This window comes from Aquabacterium sp. A08 (assembly GCF_011742065.1).
The window spans coordinates 1-15,810 of sequence record NZ_JAAQQT010000557.1 but is presented as its reverse complement, the minus strand read 5'-3'; the positions used below and the strand labels follow the sequence as shown (position 1 = coordinate 15,810).

Genomic DNA, 15,810 nt, shown 5'->3' with positions numbered 1-15,810 from the left:
GCCATCTTCCTGTCGCAACACGCGGAACCGGTGCCCGGCAGTTGCGTGCTGGTGACGCTGGAGGGCACCCGGCCGATGCTGGTGGAAATCCAGGCGCTGGTGGACAGCGGCGGCCCCAGCCCCCGGCGCCTGAGCGTGGGCCTGGACCGCGACCGGCTGGCCATGCTGCTGGCGGTGCTGCACCGCCACGCCGGCGTGGCCAGCATGGACCAAGATGTGTTTGTGAACGCCGTGGGCGGCGTGCGCATTGGCGAGCCGGCGGCCGACCTGGCGGTGATGCTGGCCATTGCCAGCAGCCTGCGCGGCAAGGCGCTGCCCAAGGGCTTCATCGCCTTCGGCGAAGTGGGCCTGGCCGGCGAGGTGCGCCCCGCCCCGCGCGGGCAGGAACGCCTGAAGGAGGCGGCCAAGCTGGGGTTTTCGGTGGCGGTGGTGCCCAAGGCCAACCTGCCCAAAAAGGGCGACGCCGGCATGGCCAAGGCGCTGGAAGGCATGACCGTGCACGCGGTGGAGCGCATCGAGGACGCGCTGGAAGTGCTGCGCGGGTTGTGACCGCGCGCCGGGCCGAACCATGCAACACCAGCTGGCCCTGCAACAACGGTCGATGTGGAACGGCTTTGTCTACGATTTCGTCTCGCCGGCGGGCGTGGCGGTGGGCGAACTGCGCTTTCCCAACGTCGCCCAGGCCAAAAACGCGCGCCTGCGCTGGCACCCGCCAGACTCCCCCGACGGCGACGTGCAGGTGCAACTGCACGGCCAGGCGCTGCTGCTGCGCTTTGAGTACACGCGCCGCGGCTTCGTCAACGACCTGCGCTACACCCTGGAAACCCCGGCCCAGGCCGTGCTGTGCGCCGCCGACGTGCTGTTTGAAACCGGGCGCCGCCTGCCCGTGGTACGGCTGACCGCGCCGCTGCCCGCCGAACTGCGGCCGTCGACCGCGTTCTGGAAACGGCGCTTTCCCCTCGTCGGGCCCACGGGCGCGCCGCTGGGGGCGGTGGTCGAGCCCCACCTCGTCAGCCGCCGCTTCGAGTACCGCATCGACTGGCCCGGGGCGGCCGCGCCGCTGCAGGCCTTCGTGCTGGCACTGGCCCTGCTGGTGCGCCGCTGAACCGGTGCGGGCCCTAGGCAGCGGGGCCGAGCCCCGTTAGAATACTGGCTTCTGTCCTGCGGGACAGACCGTTTCGATGGGTTCCCTCGCCCCCATCCCCGCTTCAAAAAAAGGACCTCCTCCATGACCTCCGTCCATGGCGCCGCCGCCACGCGTGCGCGCACCGTGCTGCCGGCGCTCGTCGCGCTGCACATCGCCCTCATCATCGCCAGCAACTACCTGGTGCAACTCCCCTTTGAGCTGTGGGGGGTGCACACCACCTGGGGTTCGTTCACCTTTCCGCTGGTCTTTGTGGCCACCGACCTGACCGTGCGCCTGCTGGGCCAAGCCACCGCGCGGCGCGTGATCTTCCGCGTCATGCTGCCGGCGCTGCTGGCCTCGTACACCGTGTCGGTGCTGTTCTTCGAAGGCGCCTTCAGCGGCTGGGCCGCGCTGGCCAGCTTCAATGGCTTCGTGTTTCGCATCGCGCTGGCCAGCTTCGTGGCCTACGTGGCCGGGCAGCTGCTCGACATCGCGGTGTTCGCCCGCTTGCGCCAGGTGAGTGCCTGGTGGGTGGCCCCGGCCGCCTCCACAGTGCTGGGCAGCCTGCTGGACACGGCGCTGTTCTTCGCGGTGGCCTTCCACGCCAGCAGCGACCCCTTCATGGCACAGCACTGGGTGGAAATCGCCACGGTGGACTATTTCACCAAACTGGCGGTCAGCCTGGCCTGCTTCCTGCCGCTGTACGGCGTGCTGCTGAACGCGCTGGTCAAGCTGGTCCAAGCCGCGCCGCCGCCGCTGGCCGCGGGCCGCTGCTGAGCCGGAGGCGCCATGACGACTTCCCTCAAACCCGCGGTGGTCCTCCTCAGCGGCGGGCTGGACTCGACCACCGTGCTGGCCCTGGCCCGCGAACAGGGCTACACCCCCTATGCGCTGAGCTTCCGCTACGGCCAGCGCCACCTGCACGAGCTGCAGGCCGCCGAGGCCGTGGCCCAAGCCCTGGGCGCCGCGAAACACGTGGTCGCGCAGATCGACCTACGCGAATTCGGCGGCTCGGCGCTGACGGCCGACATCGCCGTGCCCAAAGGCCGCTCGGTGAACGACATGGGCCACGGCATTCCCGTGACCTACGTGCCCGCGCGCAACACCGTGTTCCTGAGCTTCGCACTGGCCTGGGCCGAGACGCTGGGCGCGTCCGACATTTTCATCGGCGTCAACGCGCTGGACTACTCGGGCTACCCCGACTGCCGGCCGGAGTACATCGCCGCCTTCGAGGCGCTGGCCCACCTCGCCACCAAGGCCGGGGTGGAAGGCACCCAGCGGCTCAAGATCCACAGCCCGCTGATGCACCTGAACAAGGCGCAAATCATTGAAGAAGGCTTGCGCCTGGGCGTGGACTACGCCTTGACCAGCAGCTGCTACGACCCCGGCCCCGAGGGCCAGCCCTGCGGCGGCTGCGACGCCTGCCTGCTGCGCGCCAAGGGCTTTGCCGAAGCCGGCCGGCCCGACCCGCTGTACCAACGCTTCGGCCTGGCCTGAGAGAAAGGCCCCATGCACACCCTGCACACGGCCGAGGCCGGCTTCGAGGCCGCCCGCCACCTCCCCACCCTGCCCGCCGGGCACCCGCAGCAGCGCCTGCACGGCCACAGCTTCGTGGCCCGGCTGCGCGCCGCCACCGGCCCCGCCTGGCGCCACTTCCCGGGCAGCGAGGTGTCGCAGCTGCGCGAGCACCTGGCCGCCCAGGTGCAGGCGCTGGACCACCGCCTGCTGAACGACACGCTGGACACCCCGACCGACACCCAGCTGGCGCTGTGGCTGCACGAGCGCCTGCAGGCCGACGGCCTGACCCAGGCCCGGGTGGACGTGCAGAGCACCGCACGCGGCGGCGTGGAACTGGACCCCCAGGGCCACCCCCACCTGTGGCGGCGCCACGTGCTGTACGCCGCCCACCAGTTGCCGAACGTGCCCGCTGGCCACAAATGCGGCCGGCTGCACGGCCACGGCTTCGAGGTGCTGCTGCACGCCCGGCAGAACGCCCAGGGCACGGTCACGGCCGAGCGGCTGGACGCGCTGTGGGCCCCGCTGCACCGCCAACTGGACCACGCCTGCCTGAACGACCTCCCCGGCCTGGAAAACCCCACCAGCGAAGTCATGTCCGGCTGGCTCTGGCGGCAACTGGCGCCGCAACTGCCCGAGCTCAGCGCCGTCACCGTGTACGAGACCGCTTCCTGCGGCGCCCGCCACGACGGCACGGACTACCGCATCTGGAAAGAACTGACGCTGGACAGCGCGCTGCAGCTGCGCCACGCGCCGGACGGCAGCCCGCTGCGGCGCATCCACGGCCACACCTACACCCTGCGGCTGCACCTGTGCGCCCCGCTGGACGCGGTGATGGGCTGGACCGTGGACTTTGGCGACGTCAAACGCCTGTTCGACCCCCTCTTCAAAGCCCTGGACCACCAGCCCCTGCACCGGCTGCCCGGCTTGGCCGACTGCGATGCCGCCACCCTGGCCACCTGGGTGCTGGAGCGCGCCCGCGCCGACCTGCCCGCGCTGGACCGGGTCGATCTGTACGAAACCCCGGGCTGCGGCGCGGTGGTGGCGTGGAACGAGGCCGCCGCGCTGGCGCTCTGAGCATGGCCTACAGCGTCAAGGAAATCTTCTACACCCTGCAGGGCGAAGGCGGCCAAGCCGGGCGCGCGGCGGTGTTCTGCCGCTTTGCCGGCTGCAACCTGTGGAGCGGGCGCGAGGCCGACCGCGCGCAGGCCGCCTGCCGGTTTTGCGACACCGATTTCGTCGGCACCGACGGCCCGGGCGGCGGCAAATTCGCCACCGCCCAGGTGCTGGCCGCCGCCGTGCGCGCCCACTGGCCCGCCGCGGCCGGCGGCACCCCGCTGGTGGTGTGCACCGGCGGCGAACCGTTGTTGCAGTTGGACGCACCGCTGATCGACGCGCTGCACGCGCAAGGCTTCGAGATCGCGGTGGAAACCAACGGCACCCTGCCCCTGCCCGACGGTCTGGACTGGGTCTGCGTCAGCCCCAAGGGCGCAGCACCGCTGCAGGCCACCCGGGGCGACGAACTGAAACTGGTCTTCCCCCAAGCCGACGCGCCGCCCGACCGCTTCGAGCCGCTGGACTTTCGCCACTTGTTCCTGCAGCCCATGGACGGGCCGCAGCGCGAACGCCACACCCAGCAGGCCGTGGCGCACTGCCTGGCGCACCCGCGCTGGCGCCTGTCCCTGCAGACGCACAAGCTGCTGGGCATCCCCTGACCCGCCCACCGCCCAGGGTTGGAGCGGACGCCCACAGCCACCCCCGGTAAACTTGGGGCCCCGGGCAGACACCTGCGTGCGCCGCCCCTGCCCCACCCCCGAAAGCCCCATTGTGTTTGCACTGTTCGATGAAGCCGGCAAGTTCCTGACCGGCCGCGTGATGTCCGAGGCCGAAAGCTCGCTGCAGATCGAGCTGGACACCGGCAAGCGCGTGAAGGTGAAAGCCGCCAACGTGCTGCTCAGGTTCGACAAGCCCGCCCCCGCCGCGCTCATGGGCGCGGCCCAGGCGCTGGCGCCCGAGATCGAACTGGACCTGGCCTGGGAATTCGCGCCGGACACCGAGTTCGGCTACGCCGACCTGGCGCGCGACTACTTCAGTGCACAGGCCACGCTCGAACAGCAGGTGGCCGCCCTGCTGCGCCTGACGGACGCGCCGCACTACTTCCGCCGCGCCGGCAAGGGCCGCTTCAAAAAGGCCCCGCCCGAAATCCTGCAGCAGGCCCTGGCCGCCATCGAGAAAAAGCAGCAGGTTCAGGCCCAGATCGACGGCTGGACCGCCGAACTGGCCGCTGGCACCTGCCCGGAGCCGATCCGCCAGCAGCTCTACAAAATCCTGTTCAAGCCGGACAAGAACGCCCCCGAGTACAAGGCCGTGGTCCACGCCGCGCGCGAAACGCACCTGGCCCCGCTGGCGCTGCTGCAACAGGCCGGCGCCATCACCAACGCCTACCAGTTCCACTGGCAGCGCTTTCTGTTCGAGCACTTCCCCAAAGGCACGGGCTTTCCGGCGCTGCAGGCGCCGCCGGTGGCCGACGAGCTGCCGCTGGCCAGCGTGCAAGCCTTCTCGGTGGACGACTCCAGCACCACCGAAATCGACGACGCGCTGAGCGTGCAGGGCCTGGGCACCGGCACCGTGGTGCTGGGCATCCACATCGCGGCACCGGGCCTGGCCATCGCGCCCGACAGCCCGATCGACCAGGTCGCGCGCCAGCGCCTGAGCACGGTGTACATGCCCGGCCACAAGATCACCATGCTGCCGGACGAAGTGGTGCAGACCTACACGCTGGAGGCCGGCGCCCCGCGCCCCGCGCTGTCGCTCTACCTCACGCTGGACGAGACCGAACTGACGGTGCAGGCCAGCGACACCCGGCTGGAGCGGGTGCCGATTGCCCACAACCTGCGCCACGACCAGCTGGACCAGGCCATCACCGCCGACTGGCTGCAAGACCCGGCCGCCCCCGCCGGCGCGCCGCTGGCCGACGACATCGCCGCGCTGCGGCCCGAACTGTCCTTCCTGTTCCGGCTGGCCCAGGTCTGCAAGGCCCGGCGCGAGGTGGTGCGCGGCAAGCCCGAAACCTTCAACCGCCCGGACTACACCTTCAAGCTAGAAGGCGTGCAGGGCGACGCGCCGCACGGCGACGAAACCGTGCGCATCGGCACCCGCTCGCGCGGCGCCCCGCTGGACCTGATGGTGGCCGAGGCCATGATCCTGGCCAACAGCACCTGGGGCCAGCTGCTGGCCGACCACGGCGTGCCCGGCATCTACCGCAGCCAGGTCAGCCTGGCGCCGGGCATGAAGGTGCGCATGGGTGCCAAGGCGCTGCCGCACGCGGGCATCGGCGTGCCCTGCTACGCCTGGAGCACCTCGCCGCTGCGCCGCTACACCGACCTGGTCAACCAGTGGCAGATCATCGCCTGCGTGCGCCACGGCAAGACCGCCGCGCTGGCCGCGCCGTTCCGCCCGAAGGACACGGCGCTGTTCGCCGTCATCAGCGCCTTCGACGCGGCCTACACCGCCTACAACCAGTTCCAGAACGGCATGGAGCGCTACTGGACGCTGCACTACCTGCAGCAGCACGGCATCACCGAGCTGACCGCCACCCTGATCAAAGACCGGCTGGTGCGCGCCGACGACCTGCCGCTGGTGCTCAACGTGCTGGGCGCCGACGGCCTGCCGCGCGGCGCCCACCTGCGGGTGCGGCTGGGGCAGATCGACGACATCGCTCTGGACGTGAACGGCACGGTGATCGAGCGGCTGGACGCCGCCCCGGGCGCGCTGGAGGACGAGGCCGACGACGAACTGGACCTCAGCACCGGCCTGGCGATTGCGGTGGACGTGGACGAAGCCGACGCCCAGGGCGCGCCGACCGCGCCCCCGGCCAGCCCCGAGGCCGGCTGACGGCCACCCCCACCTCTTGGGATAATCCCTCGCTGTGAAGCTGCTGCGGACCCTCACCACCCTGCACCTGGCGCTGGCCGCCTCGGTGCTGGTGCACGCCGGCCTGCTGGCGGTGCGCTTTGTGGACCCCGAGCGCTTCAACCGCGTGTTCCAGGACACCCCACTGGAGGTGATCCTGGTCAACACCCGCAGCGAAACCCCGCCCGAGCAGGCCCAGGCCATCGCCCAGGCGAACCTGGCCGGCGGCGGCGACGCCGAACGCGGCCGCGCCACCTCGCCGCTGCCCCCGGCGCCGCAAGCCCGCCTGGGCGACGCGCTGGAAGAGGAGGAACGCCGCATCGAGGCCATGAAGGAACAGCAGAACCGCCTGCTGGCCCAGTTGCGCCAACAGTTGGCCAACCTGCCGGTGCCCGACCCGCGCGACACCCCCAGCCCCGACGCGCAGGAGCGCGAACGCAAGCGCCAGGCGCTGGTCAAGATCCTGGCCGAGATCGAAAAGCGCATCAACGAAGAAAACGCCCGCCCACGCAAGCGCTACATCAGCCCGGCCACGCGCGAGGCGGTGTACGCGGTGTACTACGACGAGCTGCGGCGCAAGATCGAAGACCGCGGCACCAGCAACTTCCCCGAGGCCGGCGGGCGCAAGCTCTACGGCGAGCTGACCATGGTGATCACCGTCAACCACAACGGCCAAGTGCTGGACACCGAGGTGGTGCAGGGCTCGGGCCAGGCGGCGCTGGACACCCGCGCCCAGGCCATCGTGCGCAGCCTGTCGTTCGGCCGCTTCAGCGCCGACATGCGCCGCCGCGCCGACCAGATCGTGGTGGTGTCGCGCTTCCGCTTCACCCGCGACGAGACCCTGCAAACCCAGATGGGGGCCCGCTGATGCCGCGCTGGACCCGGGCGCTGGGGCGCTGGCTGCTGTGGTGCCTGGGGGCGGGGCTGGCGCTGCAGCTGTTTTTCGTGGGCCGCATCGCCCTGATGGCGGTGGCGGACCCGCAAAGCACCGCCTTCCAGCGCTCCGAAGCCTGGCGCGTGGCCACCGAGGCACCCCGGTGGACCTGGTCGCAAACCTGGGTGCCTTACGACCAGATCGCGCCCAGCCTCAAACGCGCGGTGATCGCCGCAGAGGACGCCGGCTTCACCGACCACGGCGGGGTGGACTGGGGTGCGCTCGAATCGGCTTGGGCAAAGAACGAAAAGCGCGCACAGCAGGCCGAGCAGCGGGCCGCGCGCGCCAAAGACCCGAGCCAAGTGAAGCCCCCCAAGGTGGTGGGTGGCTCCACCATCACCCAGCAGCTGGCCAAAAACCTGCTGCTGTCGGGCGAACGCCACCTGCTGCGCAAAGGCCAGGAACTGCTGCTGACGCTGACGCTGGAAGCCTTCCTGAGCAAGCGCCGCATCCTGGAGATCTACCTCAACAGCGTGGAATGGGGCGAAGGCGTGTTCGGCGCCGAGGCGGCCGCGCGGCGCTACTTTGGCAAATCGGCGCGCCAGCTCAACCCCTACGAGGCCGCCCGTCTGGCGGTGATGCTGCCGGCCCCCAAACGCTTTGAACAGCGGCCCCGGTCCGACTACCTCAGCCGCCGCGCCGGCACCATCGCCGCGCGCATGGGCGCGGTGCAACTGCCCTGAGCGCCCGGCCATGGCGGTACGCATCCTCGGCATCGACCCCGGCCTGCAGGCCACCGGCTTCGGCGTGGTGGACGCAGACGGCCCGCGCATGGCCTACGTGGCCAGCGGCACCATCCGCACCAGTCCGGCCGACGGTGCCCTGCTGCCGCAGCGGCTGGGGGTGATTTTCGAGGGGATTTCCGAGGTGGTGCAGCGCTACCAGCCCACGGTGGCGGTGTGCGAGATCGTGTTCGTGAACGTCAACCCCCAGGCCACGCTGATGCTGGGCCAGGCGCGCGGCTGCTGCCTGACGGCGCTGGTGGCCAATGGCCTGACGGTGGCCGAGTACACCGCGCTGCAACTGAAGAAAGCCGTGACCGGACACGGCAAGGCGCACAAAGACCAGGTGCAGGAAATGGTGCGCCGCCTGCTGGACCTGCCCGGCCTGCCCGGCAAGGACGCCGCCGACGCGCTGGGCCTGTGCATCACCCACGCACAGGTGGCGCGCAGCACGGCGGCCATCAACCGGGTCAGCCCGCTCCAGGCGCGCGCCCACGCGGCGTACAAGGGCGGGCGCAGCTACTGAGCCGCGCGGCTCAGGCGATGCGCCCCAGGATCAGCACGCCAAAGAACACCAGCGCGGCCACCACCGTCCACTTCAAAACCACCAGGCCCCAGCGCCGGAAGTGCGGCTGGCCGGTGCCGATGTAGAAGGCGAAGCACAACACCGACACGCCCAGCAGCGCGAACACCAGGAAGCGGAAGATCAGCATGCCTGCCGCCCAGGTTCGGGATTCACCAGGCCAGGGCCAGTTGCGCAAAGCCCTTGGGCGCGCGGCTGTCCTGCTCGAAGGTGACGATGTCGTGGCTGTCGGGCTGCGCCAGCAAGGCGCGCAGCAGCTGATTGTTCATGGCGTGGCCGCTGCGGTAGGCGCTGTAGGCGGCCAGCAGCGGTTTGCCCACGATGTAGAGGTCGCCCATCGCGTCCAGGATCTTGTGCTTGGCGAACTCGTCGGCGTAGCGCAGGCCGTCGGCGTTGAGCACCTTCACATCGTCCAGCACGATGGCGTTGTCCAGCCCCCCACCCAGCGCCAGGCCGTGCGAACGCATCATTTCCACGTCGCGGGTGAAGCCGAAGGTGCGGGCGCGGGCGATTTCCCGGGCGTACTGTCCGGTGCCCAGATCGAACTCCACCCGCTGGCCGGTGGCGTTCACCGCCGGGTGGTCGAACTCGATCTCGAAGCTGAGCTTGTAGCCGTGGTACGGCTCCAGCCGCGCCCACTTGAGGCTGCGGCCCTCGCCTTCGCGCACCTCCACCGGCTTGAGCAGGCGGATGAAGCGCTTGGGCACTTTCTGCAGCTCGATGCCGGCGCTTTGCAGCAGGTACACGAAGGACGCGGCCGAGCCGTCGAGGATGGGCACCTCCTCGGCGGTGATGTCCACGATCAGGTTGTCGATGCCCAGACCGGCGCAGGCGCTCATCAGGTGCTCGATGGTGTGCACCTTGGCGCCACCGTTGGCGATGGTGGAGGCCAGCCGGGTGTCGGTCACCGACGCGGCGCTGACCGGGATGTCCACCGGCTCGGGCAGGTCGACCCGGCGAAAGACGATGCCGGTGTCGGGCGCGGCCGGGCGCAGCGTCAGCTCGACCCGCTGGCCGCTGTGCAGGCCCACGCCCACGGCTTTGGTCAGGGTTTTGAGGGTGCGTTGCGCGATCATGCCGTCAATTTTAGTTTTTCGGACCAGACCGCGCCGCGCATTTTCTCAATCACCCCGATGGCCCAGGCCGATCAGTCCGCCTGCTTGCGCAGGAAAGCGGGGATCTCGAAGTCGTCCATGCCGCCGGAGGACAGCGCCTCGACCCGGGCGGCGGCGGAGGTGCGGTCCTGCGGCTTGCGCCACACGCTGGGCACCGCCGGGTTGCCGCCGGCAGTGGCCGCACCCATGCCCACGGCCTGGGCCAGGCCCGAGCCGCCCACCGCCTGGTTCAGCGTCGGGATGAAGGGCATGTTGTCGGTGCCGGTGCGCAGGCCGGGCATGGCCGCGGTCTGCACCACGGTCAGCGGCTGGCGCGCGCCCTGGCGGTTCAGGCCGGTGGCCACCACGGTCACGCGGATGGCGTCGCCCAGCGACTCGTCGTAGGCGGTGCCGTAGATGACGTGCGCGTCGGGGGCGGCGAAGGCGCGGATGGTGTTCATCGCCAGCTTGGACTCGTTCAGCTTCAGGGAGCCCTTGGCGGCGCTGATCAGCACCAGCACGCCCTTGGCACCTTTCATGTCCACGCCTTCCAGCAGCGGGCAGGCCACGGCCTGCTCGGCGGCGATGCGGGCGCGGTCCGGGCCGCTGGCCACGGCCGTGCCCATCATGGCCTTGCCGGGCTCGCCCATCACGGTGCGCACGTCTTCAAAGTCCACGTTCACCAGCGCTTCCACGTTGATGATTTCGGCGATGCCGCCCACGGCGTTCTTCAGCACGTCGTTGGCTTCGGCAAAGGCCTCGTCCTGGGTGATGTCGTCGCCCAGCACCTCCAGCAGCTTGTCGTTGAGCACCACGATCAGCGAATCGACGTTCTGCTCCAGCTCGGCCAGGCCGGCGTCGGCGTTGCTCATGCGGCGGCCGCCCTCGAAGTCGAACGGCTTGGTGACCACGCCCACGGTCAGGATGCCCATGTCCTTGGCCACCTTGGCGATGATGGGCGCGGCGCCGGTGCCGGTGCCCCCGCCCATGCCGGCGGTGATGAACAGCATGTGCGCGCCGGCGATGGCGTCGCGGATGTCGGCCTCGGCCATTTCGGCGGCGGCGCGGCCCTTCTCGGGCTTGCTGCCGGCGCCCAGGCCGCTCTGGCCCAGCTGGATGACGCGGTGCGCCGCCGAGCTGGCCAGGGCCTGCGCATCGGTGTTGGCACAGATGAATTCCACGCCCTGCACGTGGCTCTGGATCATGTGCGCCACGGCGTTGCTGCCGCCACCGCCCACGCCGATCACCTTGATCTGGGTGCCGCGATTGAATTCCTCGACTTCAATCATTTCGATGCTCATGTGAACGCTCCTTGTGTGTCTGTAAAACCGAAAACCGTGTGACCTGTGAATGCAAAAACGATGGACTCAGCCTGGCGGACCGGTGGGGCGGTGGTGGCGGTCGGGTGTGTGCATCAGAAATTCCCCACGAACCAGTCTTTGATGCGGCCCAGGGCGCTGCCCATGGAACCGGCCTTTTGCGCCACCTTGTGGCCGCGCAGGCGCGCCAGCCGCGCCTCCTCCAGCAGACCCATGACGGTGGCGGCGCGCGGTTGTGCCACCATGTCGCTGAGCGCGCTGGCGTACTTGGGCACGCCGCGGCGCACCGGCTTCAGGAATATGTCTTCGCCCAGCTCCACCATGCCCGGCATGACGGCGCTGCCGCCGGTCAGCACGATGCCGCTGGACAGCAGTTCCTCGTGGCCCGACTCGCGGATCACCTGCTGCACCAGCGCAAAAATCTCTTCCACCCGCGGTTCGATCACGCCCGCCAGGGCCTGGCGGCTGAGCATGCGCGGGCCCCGGTCGCCCAGGCCCGGCACCTCGACCTGCTGGTCCGGGTCGGCCAGCAGCTGCTTGGCACAACCACTTTCCACCTTGATGTCTTCCGCGTCCTTGGTGGGCGTGCGCAGCGCCATCGCGATATCGTTGGTGATCAGGTCGCCGGCGATCGGGATGGCGGCGGTGTGGCGGATGGCCCCGCCCTGGAAGATGGCCACGTCGGTGGTGCCGGCGCCGATGTCCACCAGCGCCACGCCCAGCTCCTTTTCGTCGTCGGTCAGCACCGCCTGGCTGGCCGCCAGCGGGTTGAGCATGAGCTGGTCCACCTCCAGCCCGCAGCGGCGCACGCACTTGATGATGTTTTCCGCCGCGCTCTGGGCGCCGGTGACGATGTGCACCTTGGCCTCCAGCCGGATGCCGCTCATGCCGATGGGCTCTTTCACTTCCTGACCGTCGATGATGAATTCCTGCGGCTCCACCAGCAGCAGACGCTGGTCGGTGGAAATGTTGATGGCCTTGGCGGTCTCGATCACACGGGCCACGTCGGTGGGCGTGACCTCGCGGTCCTTGATGGCCACCATGCCGCTGGAATTGATGCCGCGGATGTGGCTGCCGGTGATGCCGGTGTAGACGCGGGCGATGCGGCAGTCGGCCATCAGTTCGGCCTCTTTGAGGGCCTGCTGGATGCTGGCCACCGTGGCGTCGATGTTGACCACCACGCCACGCTTGAGGCCGTTGCTCGGCGCCACCCCCAGCCCCGCCAGCTTGAGCGTGCCGCCGGGCTGGACCTCGGCCACCACCGCCATGATCTTGGCGGTGCCGATGTCGAGTCCGACGACGATGTCTTTGTATTCCTTGGCCATGGTGTGCGTCGTTGCGTTGCTTAGGGTTTTTTGGGGGTGCCAGGGGCGGGTTCGGTCAGCGTGGTCACGCCGCGCAGGCGCAGGGCGTAGCCGTTGGGGTAGCGCAGGTCGGCCGACTCGATGTCGCGCCCGCCGTAGCGTTGGTTCAGTCCCACCACGGTGGCCACGAAGTCCTGGGTGCGCTGCAGCAACTCGGCCGGCTCGCCCCGGCCCAGGTCGATGCGCGCCCCGCGCTCCAGCGTGACCCGCCAGTTGCCCCGGCTGCTCAGCTCCAGCCGGGTCACGTCCTGGTCCATGCGGGCAAACAGCGGGCGCAGCGCCTGGTACAGGGCGTACACCTGGGCCGACTGGCCGTCCGGCCCCAGCAGTTCGCTCCACTGGTCGGCCTGGGGGTCGTCCGGGTTGGCCTCGAACACCTCGCCCTGGGTGTTGAGCAGCCGGCCGCCGCCGGTCTCGCCCCACCACGCCACCGCCTGGTGCTCCTGCAGCGTCACGGTCAGGCGGTTGGGGAATTCGCGCTGCACCACCGCCTGGCGCACCCAGGGCACGCCCTCGAACAGGCGCTGCACCTCTTGCAGGTCCAGCGTCAGGAAGCTGCCGTGCAGGCGCGACGCCAGGTGGGCGCGGAAGGTGACGGCGTTCTGGTGCGTCACGTCGCCCTGCACCGTGATGCCGGCCAGCGACCAGGCCGGGTGCCGCGCGGCCCACCAGCCCACGCTGCCCAGCGCCAGGACGGCCAGCAGCACGAACAGGGCGTTGGCCACCCCGTCCATGAGCCTGACGTCGAGGGGGAGCGTGAGCGGGGCTGCCATGTCAGGCCCGTGCGGCTGCGTCGGGCAGCGGGTTGTCCAGCGCGGCGCTGGCCAGCACCTGCAGGCACAGCGTTTCGTAGTCGATGCCGACGGCGCGCGCCGACATCGGCACCAGCGAGTGGCCGGTCATGCCGGGCGAGGTGTTGATCTCCAGCAGGTAGGGCCGGCGGGTCTTGGCGTCGACCATCACGTCGGCCCGCGCCCAGCCGCGGCAGCCCAGGGTGCGGAAGGCCTTGAGCACCAGCGCCTGGATGGCGGCTTCCTCGCCGGCCGGCAGGTCGCAGGGCACGATGTACTGGGTGTCGTCGGTGAAGTACTTGTGCTCGTAGTCGTAGTTGCCGCCGGGCGCCACGATGTGTATGACCGGCAGCGCGCGCGCGTTGGCGCCGGTGCCCAGCACCGGGCAGGTCACCTCGTCGCCGCCGACGAACTGCTCGCACAGCACCTCGGGGTCGTGCCGGGCGGCCAGGCGGTAGGCCTCGGCGCACTGGGCGGCGTCGGTCACCTTGGTCAGGCCCAGGCTGGAGCCTTCGCGCGCGGGTTTCACGACCATGGGCGCCCCCAGCGCCTGGAAGGCGGCCACGGTGTCCTCGGCGCTGGCCACCTGGCGCCAGTCGGGGGTGGACAGGCCTTCGGCGCGCCAGATGCGCTTGGTCATGACCTTGTCCATGGCCACGCTGGAGGCCAGCACGCCCGGGCCGGTGTAGGGAATGCCCATCAGTTCCAGCGCGCCCTGCACCGTGCCGTCCTCGCCGAAGCGGCCGTGCAGGGTGATGAAAGCACGGGCGTAGCCCTCGCGCTTGAGGTCGCCCAGGTCGCGCTGCGACGGGTCGAAGGCGTGGGCGTCCACGCCGCGGCGGCGCAGGGCTTCCAGCACGCCGGTGCCGGACATCAGCGACACCTCACGTTCGGCGGAATGTCCGCCCATCAGCACCGCCACCTTGCCCAGGCCGGTGGGGTCGATCGTCACATCGGCGCTCATGCGCTCACCCCTTGTTCTGCGCCAGCAGCGGCCAGCGCGGTCACCTGCCCCGCCACCGCGCCGATGGAACCTGCGCCCATGCACAGCACCACGTCGCCGTCGCGGGCGTTGTCCAGAATCGCCTGCGGCATGGCGGCGATGTCGTCCACGAACACCGGTTCCACCTTGCCCGCGACGCGCAAAGCCCGGGTGAGCGCCCGGCCGTCGGCGGCGACGATGGGCGCTTCACCGGCGGCGTAGACCTCGGACAGCAGAACCGCGTCGGCGTGGCCGATCACTTTCACGAAATCCTCGAAGCAGTCGCGGGTGCGGGTGTAGCGGTGCGGCTGGAAGGCCAGCACCAGCCGGCGGCCCGGGAAGGCCCCGCGCGCGGCGGCCAGCGTGGCGGCCATTTCCACCGGGTGGTGGCCGTAGTCGTCCACCAGGGTGGCGCTGCCGCCGCTGGGCAGTGCGGCCTCGCCGTAACGCTGGAAGCGCCGGCCCACGCCCTTGAAGTTCGCCAAGGCCTCCAGCACGGCCGCGTCGGGCACGTTCAGTTCCACCGCCACCGCGATGGCGGCCAGGGCGTTGAGCACGTTGTGGTGGCCGGGCAGGTTGAGCACCACCTCCAGATCGGGCAGATGAACGCCGTTGCGGCGCTGCACCCGGAAGTGCATCTGGCCGCCCACCGCGCGGATGTCCAGCACCCGCACCTGCGCGTCTTCGCTCACGCCGTAGCTGGTGATGGGGCGCTGGATATCGCCCAGCAGGCCGCGGATGTTCGGGTCGTCTACGCAGACGATGGCCGCGCCGTAGAACGGCATGTGGTGGAGAAAGTCCACAAACGCCTGCTTGAGCCGACCGAAGTCGTGGCCGTAGGTGTCCATGTGGTCGGCGTCGATGTTGGTGACGACGGCCATGACCGGCAGCAGGTTCAGGAAGGAGGCGTCGGACTCGTCGGCCTCGACCACGATGTACTCGCCCGAGCCCAGTCGGGCGTTGGCGCCGGCGCTGTTGAGCCGGCCGCCGATGACGAAGGTCGGGTCCAGGTCGGCGGCGGCCAGCACACTGGCGACCAAGCTGGTGGTGGTGGTTTTGCCGTGGGTGCCCGCGATGGCGATGCCTTTTTTCATGCGCATCAGCTCGGCCAGCATGATGGCGCGCGGCACCACCGGCAGCAGTTTCGCGTGGGCGGCCACGACCTCGGGGTTGTCGGCCTTGACCGCGGTGGAGGTGACGATGCAATCGGCCCCGGCGATGTGCGCGGCGTCGTGGCCGAGGTGGATGCGCGCGCCCAGCTGCTGCAGGCGGCGGGTGGTGGCGCTGTCGCCCAGGTCGCTGCCGGAAATGGCGTAGCCCTGGTTGAGCAGCACCTCGGCGATGCCGCTCATGCCGGCGCCGCCGATGCCGACGAAATGGATGTGGCGGATGGCGTGTTTCATGCGTGGCCTCCAGCAGAGGCGGTGGGAAGTTGGGCCAAGGTCCGGCAGGCCTGCACCATGGCCGG

The 15,810-nt window shown here is 70.2% G+C and carries 17 protein-coding genes; 10 read left to right on the top strand and 7 right to left on the bottom strand.

The annotated features are described in order from the left end of the window. From HA630_RS05765 to ruvC, 10 genes are all read left to right on the top strand, one after another. A partial coding sequence (locus HA630_RS05765) for a S16 family serine protease (RefSeq protein ID WP_305792619.1) occupies positions 1-549 on the top strand: 549 nt, incomplete at its 5' end. 19 nt (positions 550-568) lie between these two features. After that, on the top strand, positions 569-1,105 hold the full coding sequence (locus HA630_RS05760) for a hypothetical protein (protein WP_166833175.1): 537 nt from the start codon (positions 569-571) through the stop codon (positions 1,103-1,105). 123 nt (positions 1,106-1,228) lie between these two features. Then, positions 1,229-1,903: a 7-cyano-7-deazaguanine/7-aminomethyl-7-deazaguanine transporter gene (locus HA630_RS05755; RefSeq protein ID WP_166833173.1), complete on the top strand. Its 675-nt coding sequence runs from the start codon at positions 1,229-1,231 to the stop codon at positions 1,901-1,903. A 12-nt stretch (positions 1,904-1,915) separates the two neighbouring features. Further along, positions 1,916-2,623, top strand: a complete 708-nt coding sequence (gene queC / locus HA630_RS05750; RefSeq protein WP_166833171.1) for a 7-cyano-7-deazaguanine synthase QueC — start codon at positions 1,916-1,918, stop codon at positions 2,621-2,623. 12 nt (positions 2,624-2,635) lie between these two features. Then, on the top strand, positions 2,636-3,718 hold the full coding sequence (locus HA630_RS26505) for a 6-carboxytetrahydropterin synthase (protein WP_166833169.1): 1,083 nt from the start codon (positions 2,636-2,638) through the stop codon (positions 3,716-3,718). 2 nt (positions 3,719-3,720) lie between these two features. Beyond that, entirely contained in the window at positions 3,721-4,356 is a 636-nt protein-coding gene (queE, locus tag HA630_RS05740; RefSeq protein WP_166833167.1) for a 7-carboxy-7-deazaguanine synthase, read from the top strand. A 112-nt stretch (positions 4,357-4,468) separates the two neighbouring features. After that, positions 4,469-6,535, top strand: a complete 2,067-nt coding sequence (locus HA630_RS05735; RefSeq protein ID WP_166833165.1) for an RNB domain-containing ribonuclease — start codon at positions 4,469-4,471, stop codon at positions 6,533-6,535. A 40-nt stretch (positions 6,536-6,575) separates the two neighbouring features. Continuing rightward, the gene (locus HA630_RS05730) at positions 6,576-7,421 is read left to right on the top strand and encodes an energy transducer TonB (RefSeq protein ID WP_371809208.1); all 846 of its coding nucleotides are present in this window, start codon (positions 6,576-6,578) and stop codon (positions 7,419-7,421) included. Continuing rightward, positions 7,421-8,170 (top strand): monofunctional biosynthetic peptidoglycan transglycosylase, encoded by a 750-nt coding sequence (mtgA, locus tag HA630_RS05725; RefSeq protein WP_166833163.1) that lies wholly within the window; start codon positions 7,421-7,423, stop codon positions 8,168-8,170. The genes HA630_RS05730 and mtgA overlap by 1 nt, the downstream gene beginning before the upstream one ends. Positions 8,171-8,180: 10 nt before the next feature. Beyond that, positions 8,181-8,735, top strand: a complete 555-nt coding sequence (ruvC, locus tag HA630_RS05720; protein WP_166833161.1) for a crossover junction endodeoxyribonuclease RuvC — start codon at positions 8,181-8,183, stop codon at positions 8,733-8,735. Positions 8,736-8,745: 10 nt separating this feature from the next. Here the strand turns inward: ruvC and HA630_RS05715 are convergent, their stop codons facing one another. From HA630_RS05715 to murC, 7 genes are all read right to left on the bottom strand, one after another. Then, the gene (locus HA630_RS05715; protein WP_166833159.1) at positions 8,746-8,922 is read right to left on the bottom strand and encodes a hypothetical protein; all 177 of its coding nucleotides are present in this window, start codon (positions 8,920-8,922) and stop codon (positions 8,746-8,748) included. 22 nt (positions 8,923-8,944) lie between these two features. After that, a complete protein-coding gene (gene lpxC, locus HA630_RS05710) occupies positions 8,945-9,868 on the bottom strand; it encodes a UDP-3-O-acyl-N-acetylglucosamine deacetylase (RefSeq protein WP_166833157.1) in 924 nt (307 codons plus the stop codon). A gap of 71 nt (positions 9,869-9,939) precedes the next feature. Beyond that, positions 9,940-11,187, bottom strand: a complete 1,248-nt coding sequence (gene ftsZ / locus HA630_RS05705) for a cell division protein FtsZ (RefSeq protein WP_166833155.1) — start codon at positions 11,185-11,187, stop codon at positions 9,940-9,942. 113 nt (positions 11,188-11,300) lie between these two features. Then, positions 11,301-12,530: a cell division protein FtsA gene (ftsA, locus tag HA630_RS05700; RefSeq protein ID WP_166833153.1), complete on the bottom strand. Its 1,230-nt coding sequence runs from the start codon at positions 12,528-12,530 to the stop codon at positions 11,301-11,303. Positions 12,531-12,550: 20 nt separating this feature from the next. Continuing rightward, a complete protein-coding gene (locus HA630_RS05695) occupies positions 12,551-13,342 on the bottom strand; it encodes a cell division protein FtsQ/DivIB (RefSeq protein WP_166833151.1) in 792 nt (263 codons plus the stop codon). A 1-nt stretch (position 13,343) separates the two neighbouring features. Beyond that, complete coding sequence (locus tag HA630_RS05690) at positions 13,344-14,324, bottom strand: D-alanine--D-alanine ligase (protein ID WP_166833149.1); 981 nt, start codon at positions 14,322-14,324, stop codon at positions 13,344-13,346. Next, positions 14,321-15,745, bottom strand: a complete 1,425-nt coding sequence (gene murC, locus HA630_RS05685; RefSeq protein ID WP_166833147.1) for a UDP-N-acetylmuramate--L-alanine ligase — start codon at positions 15,743-15,745, stop codon at positions 14,321-14,323. The genes HA630_RS05690 and murC overlap by 4 nt, the downstream gene beginning before the upstream one ends. Positions 15,746-15,810 lie beyond the last annotated feature (65 nt).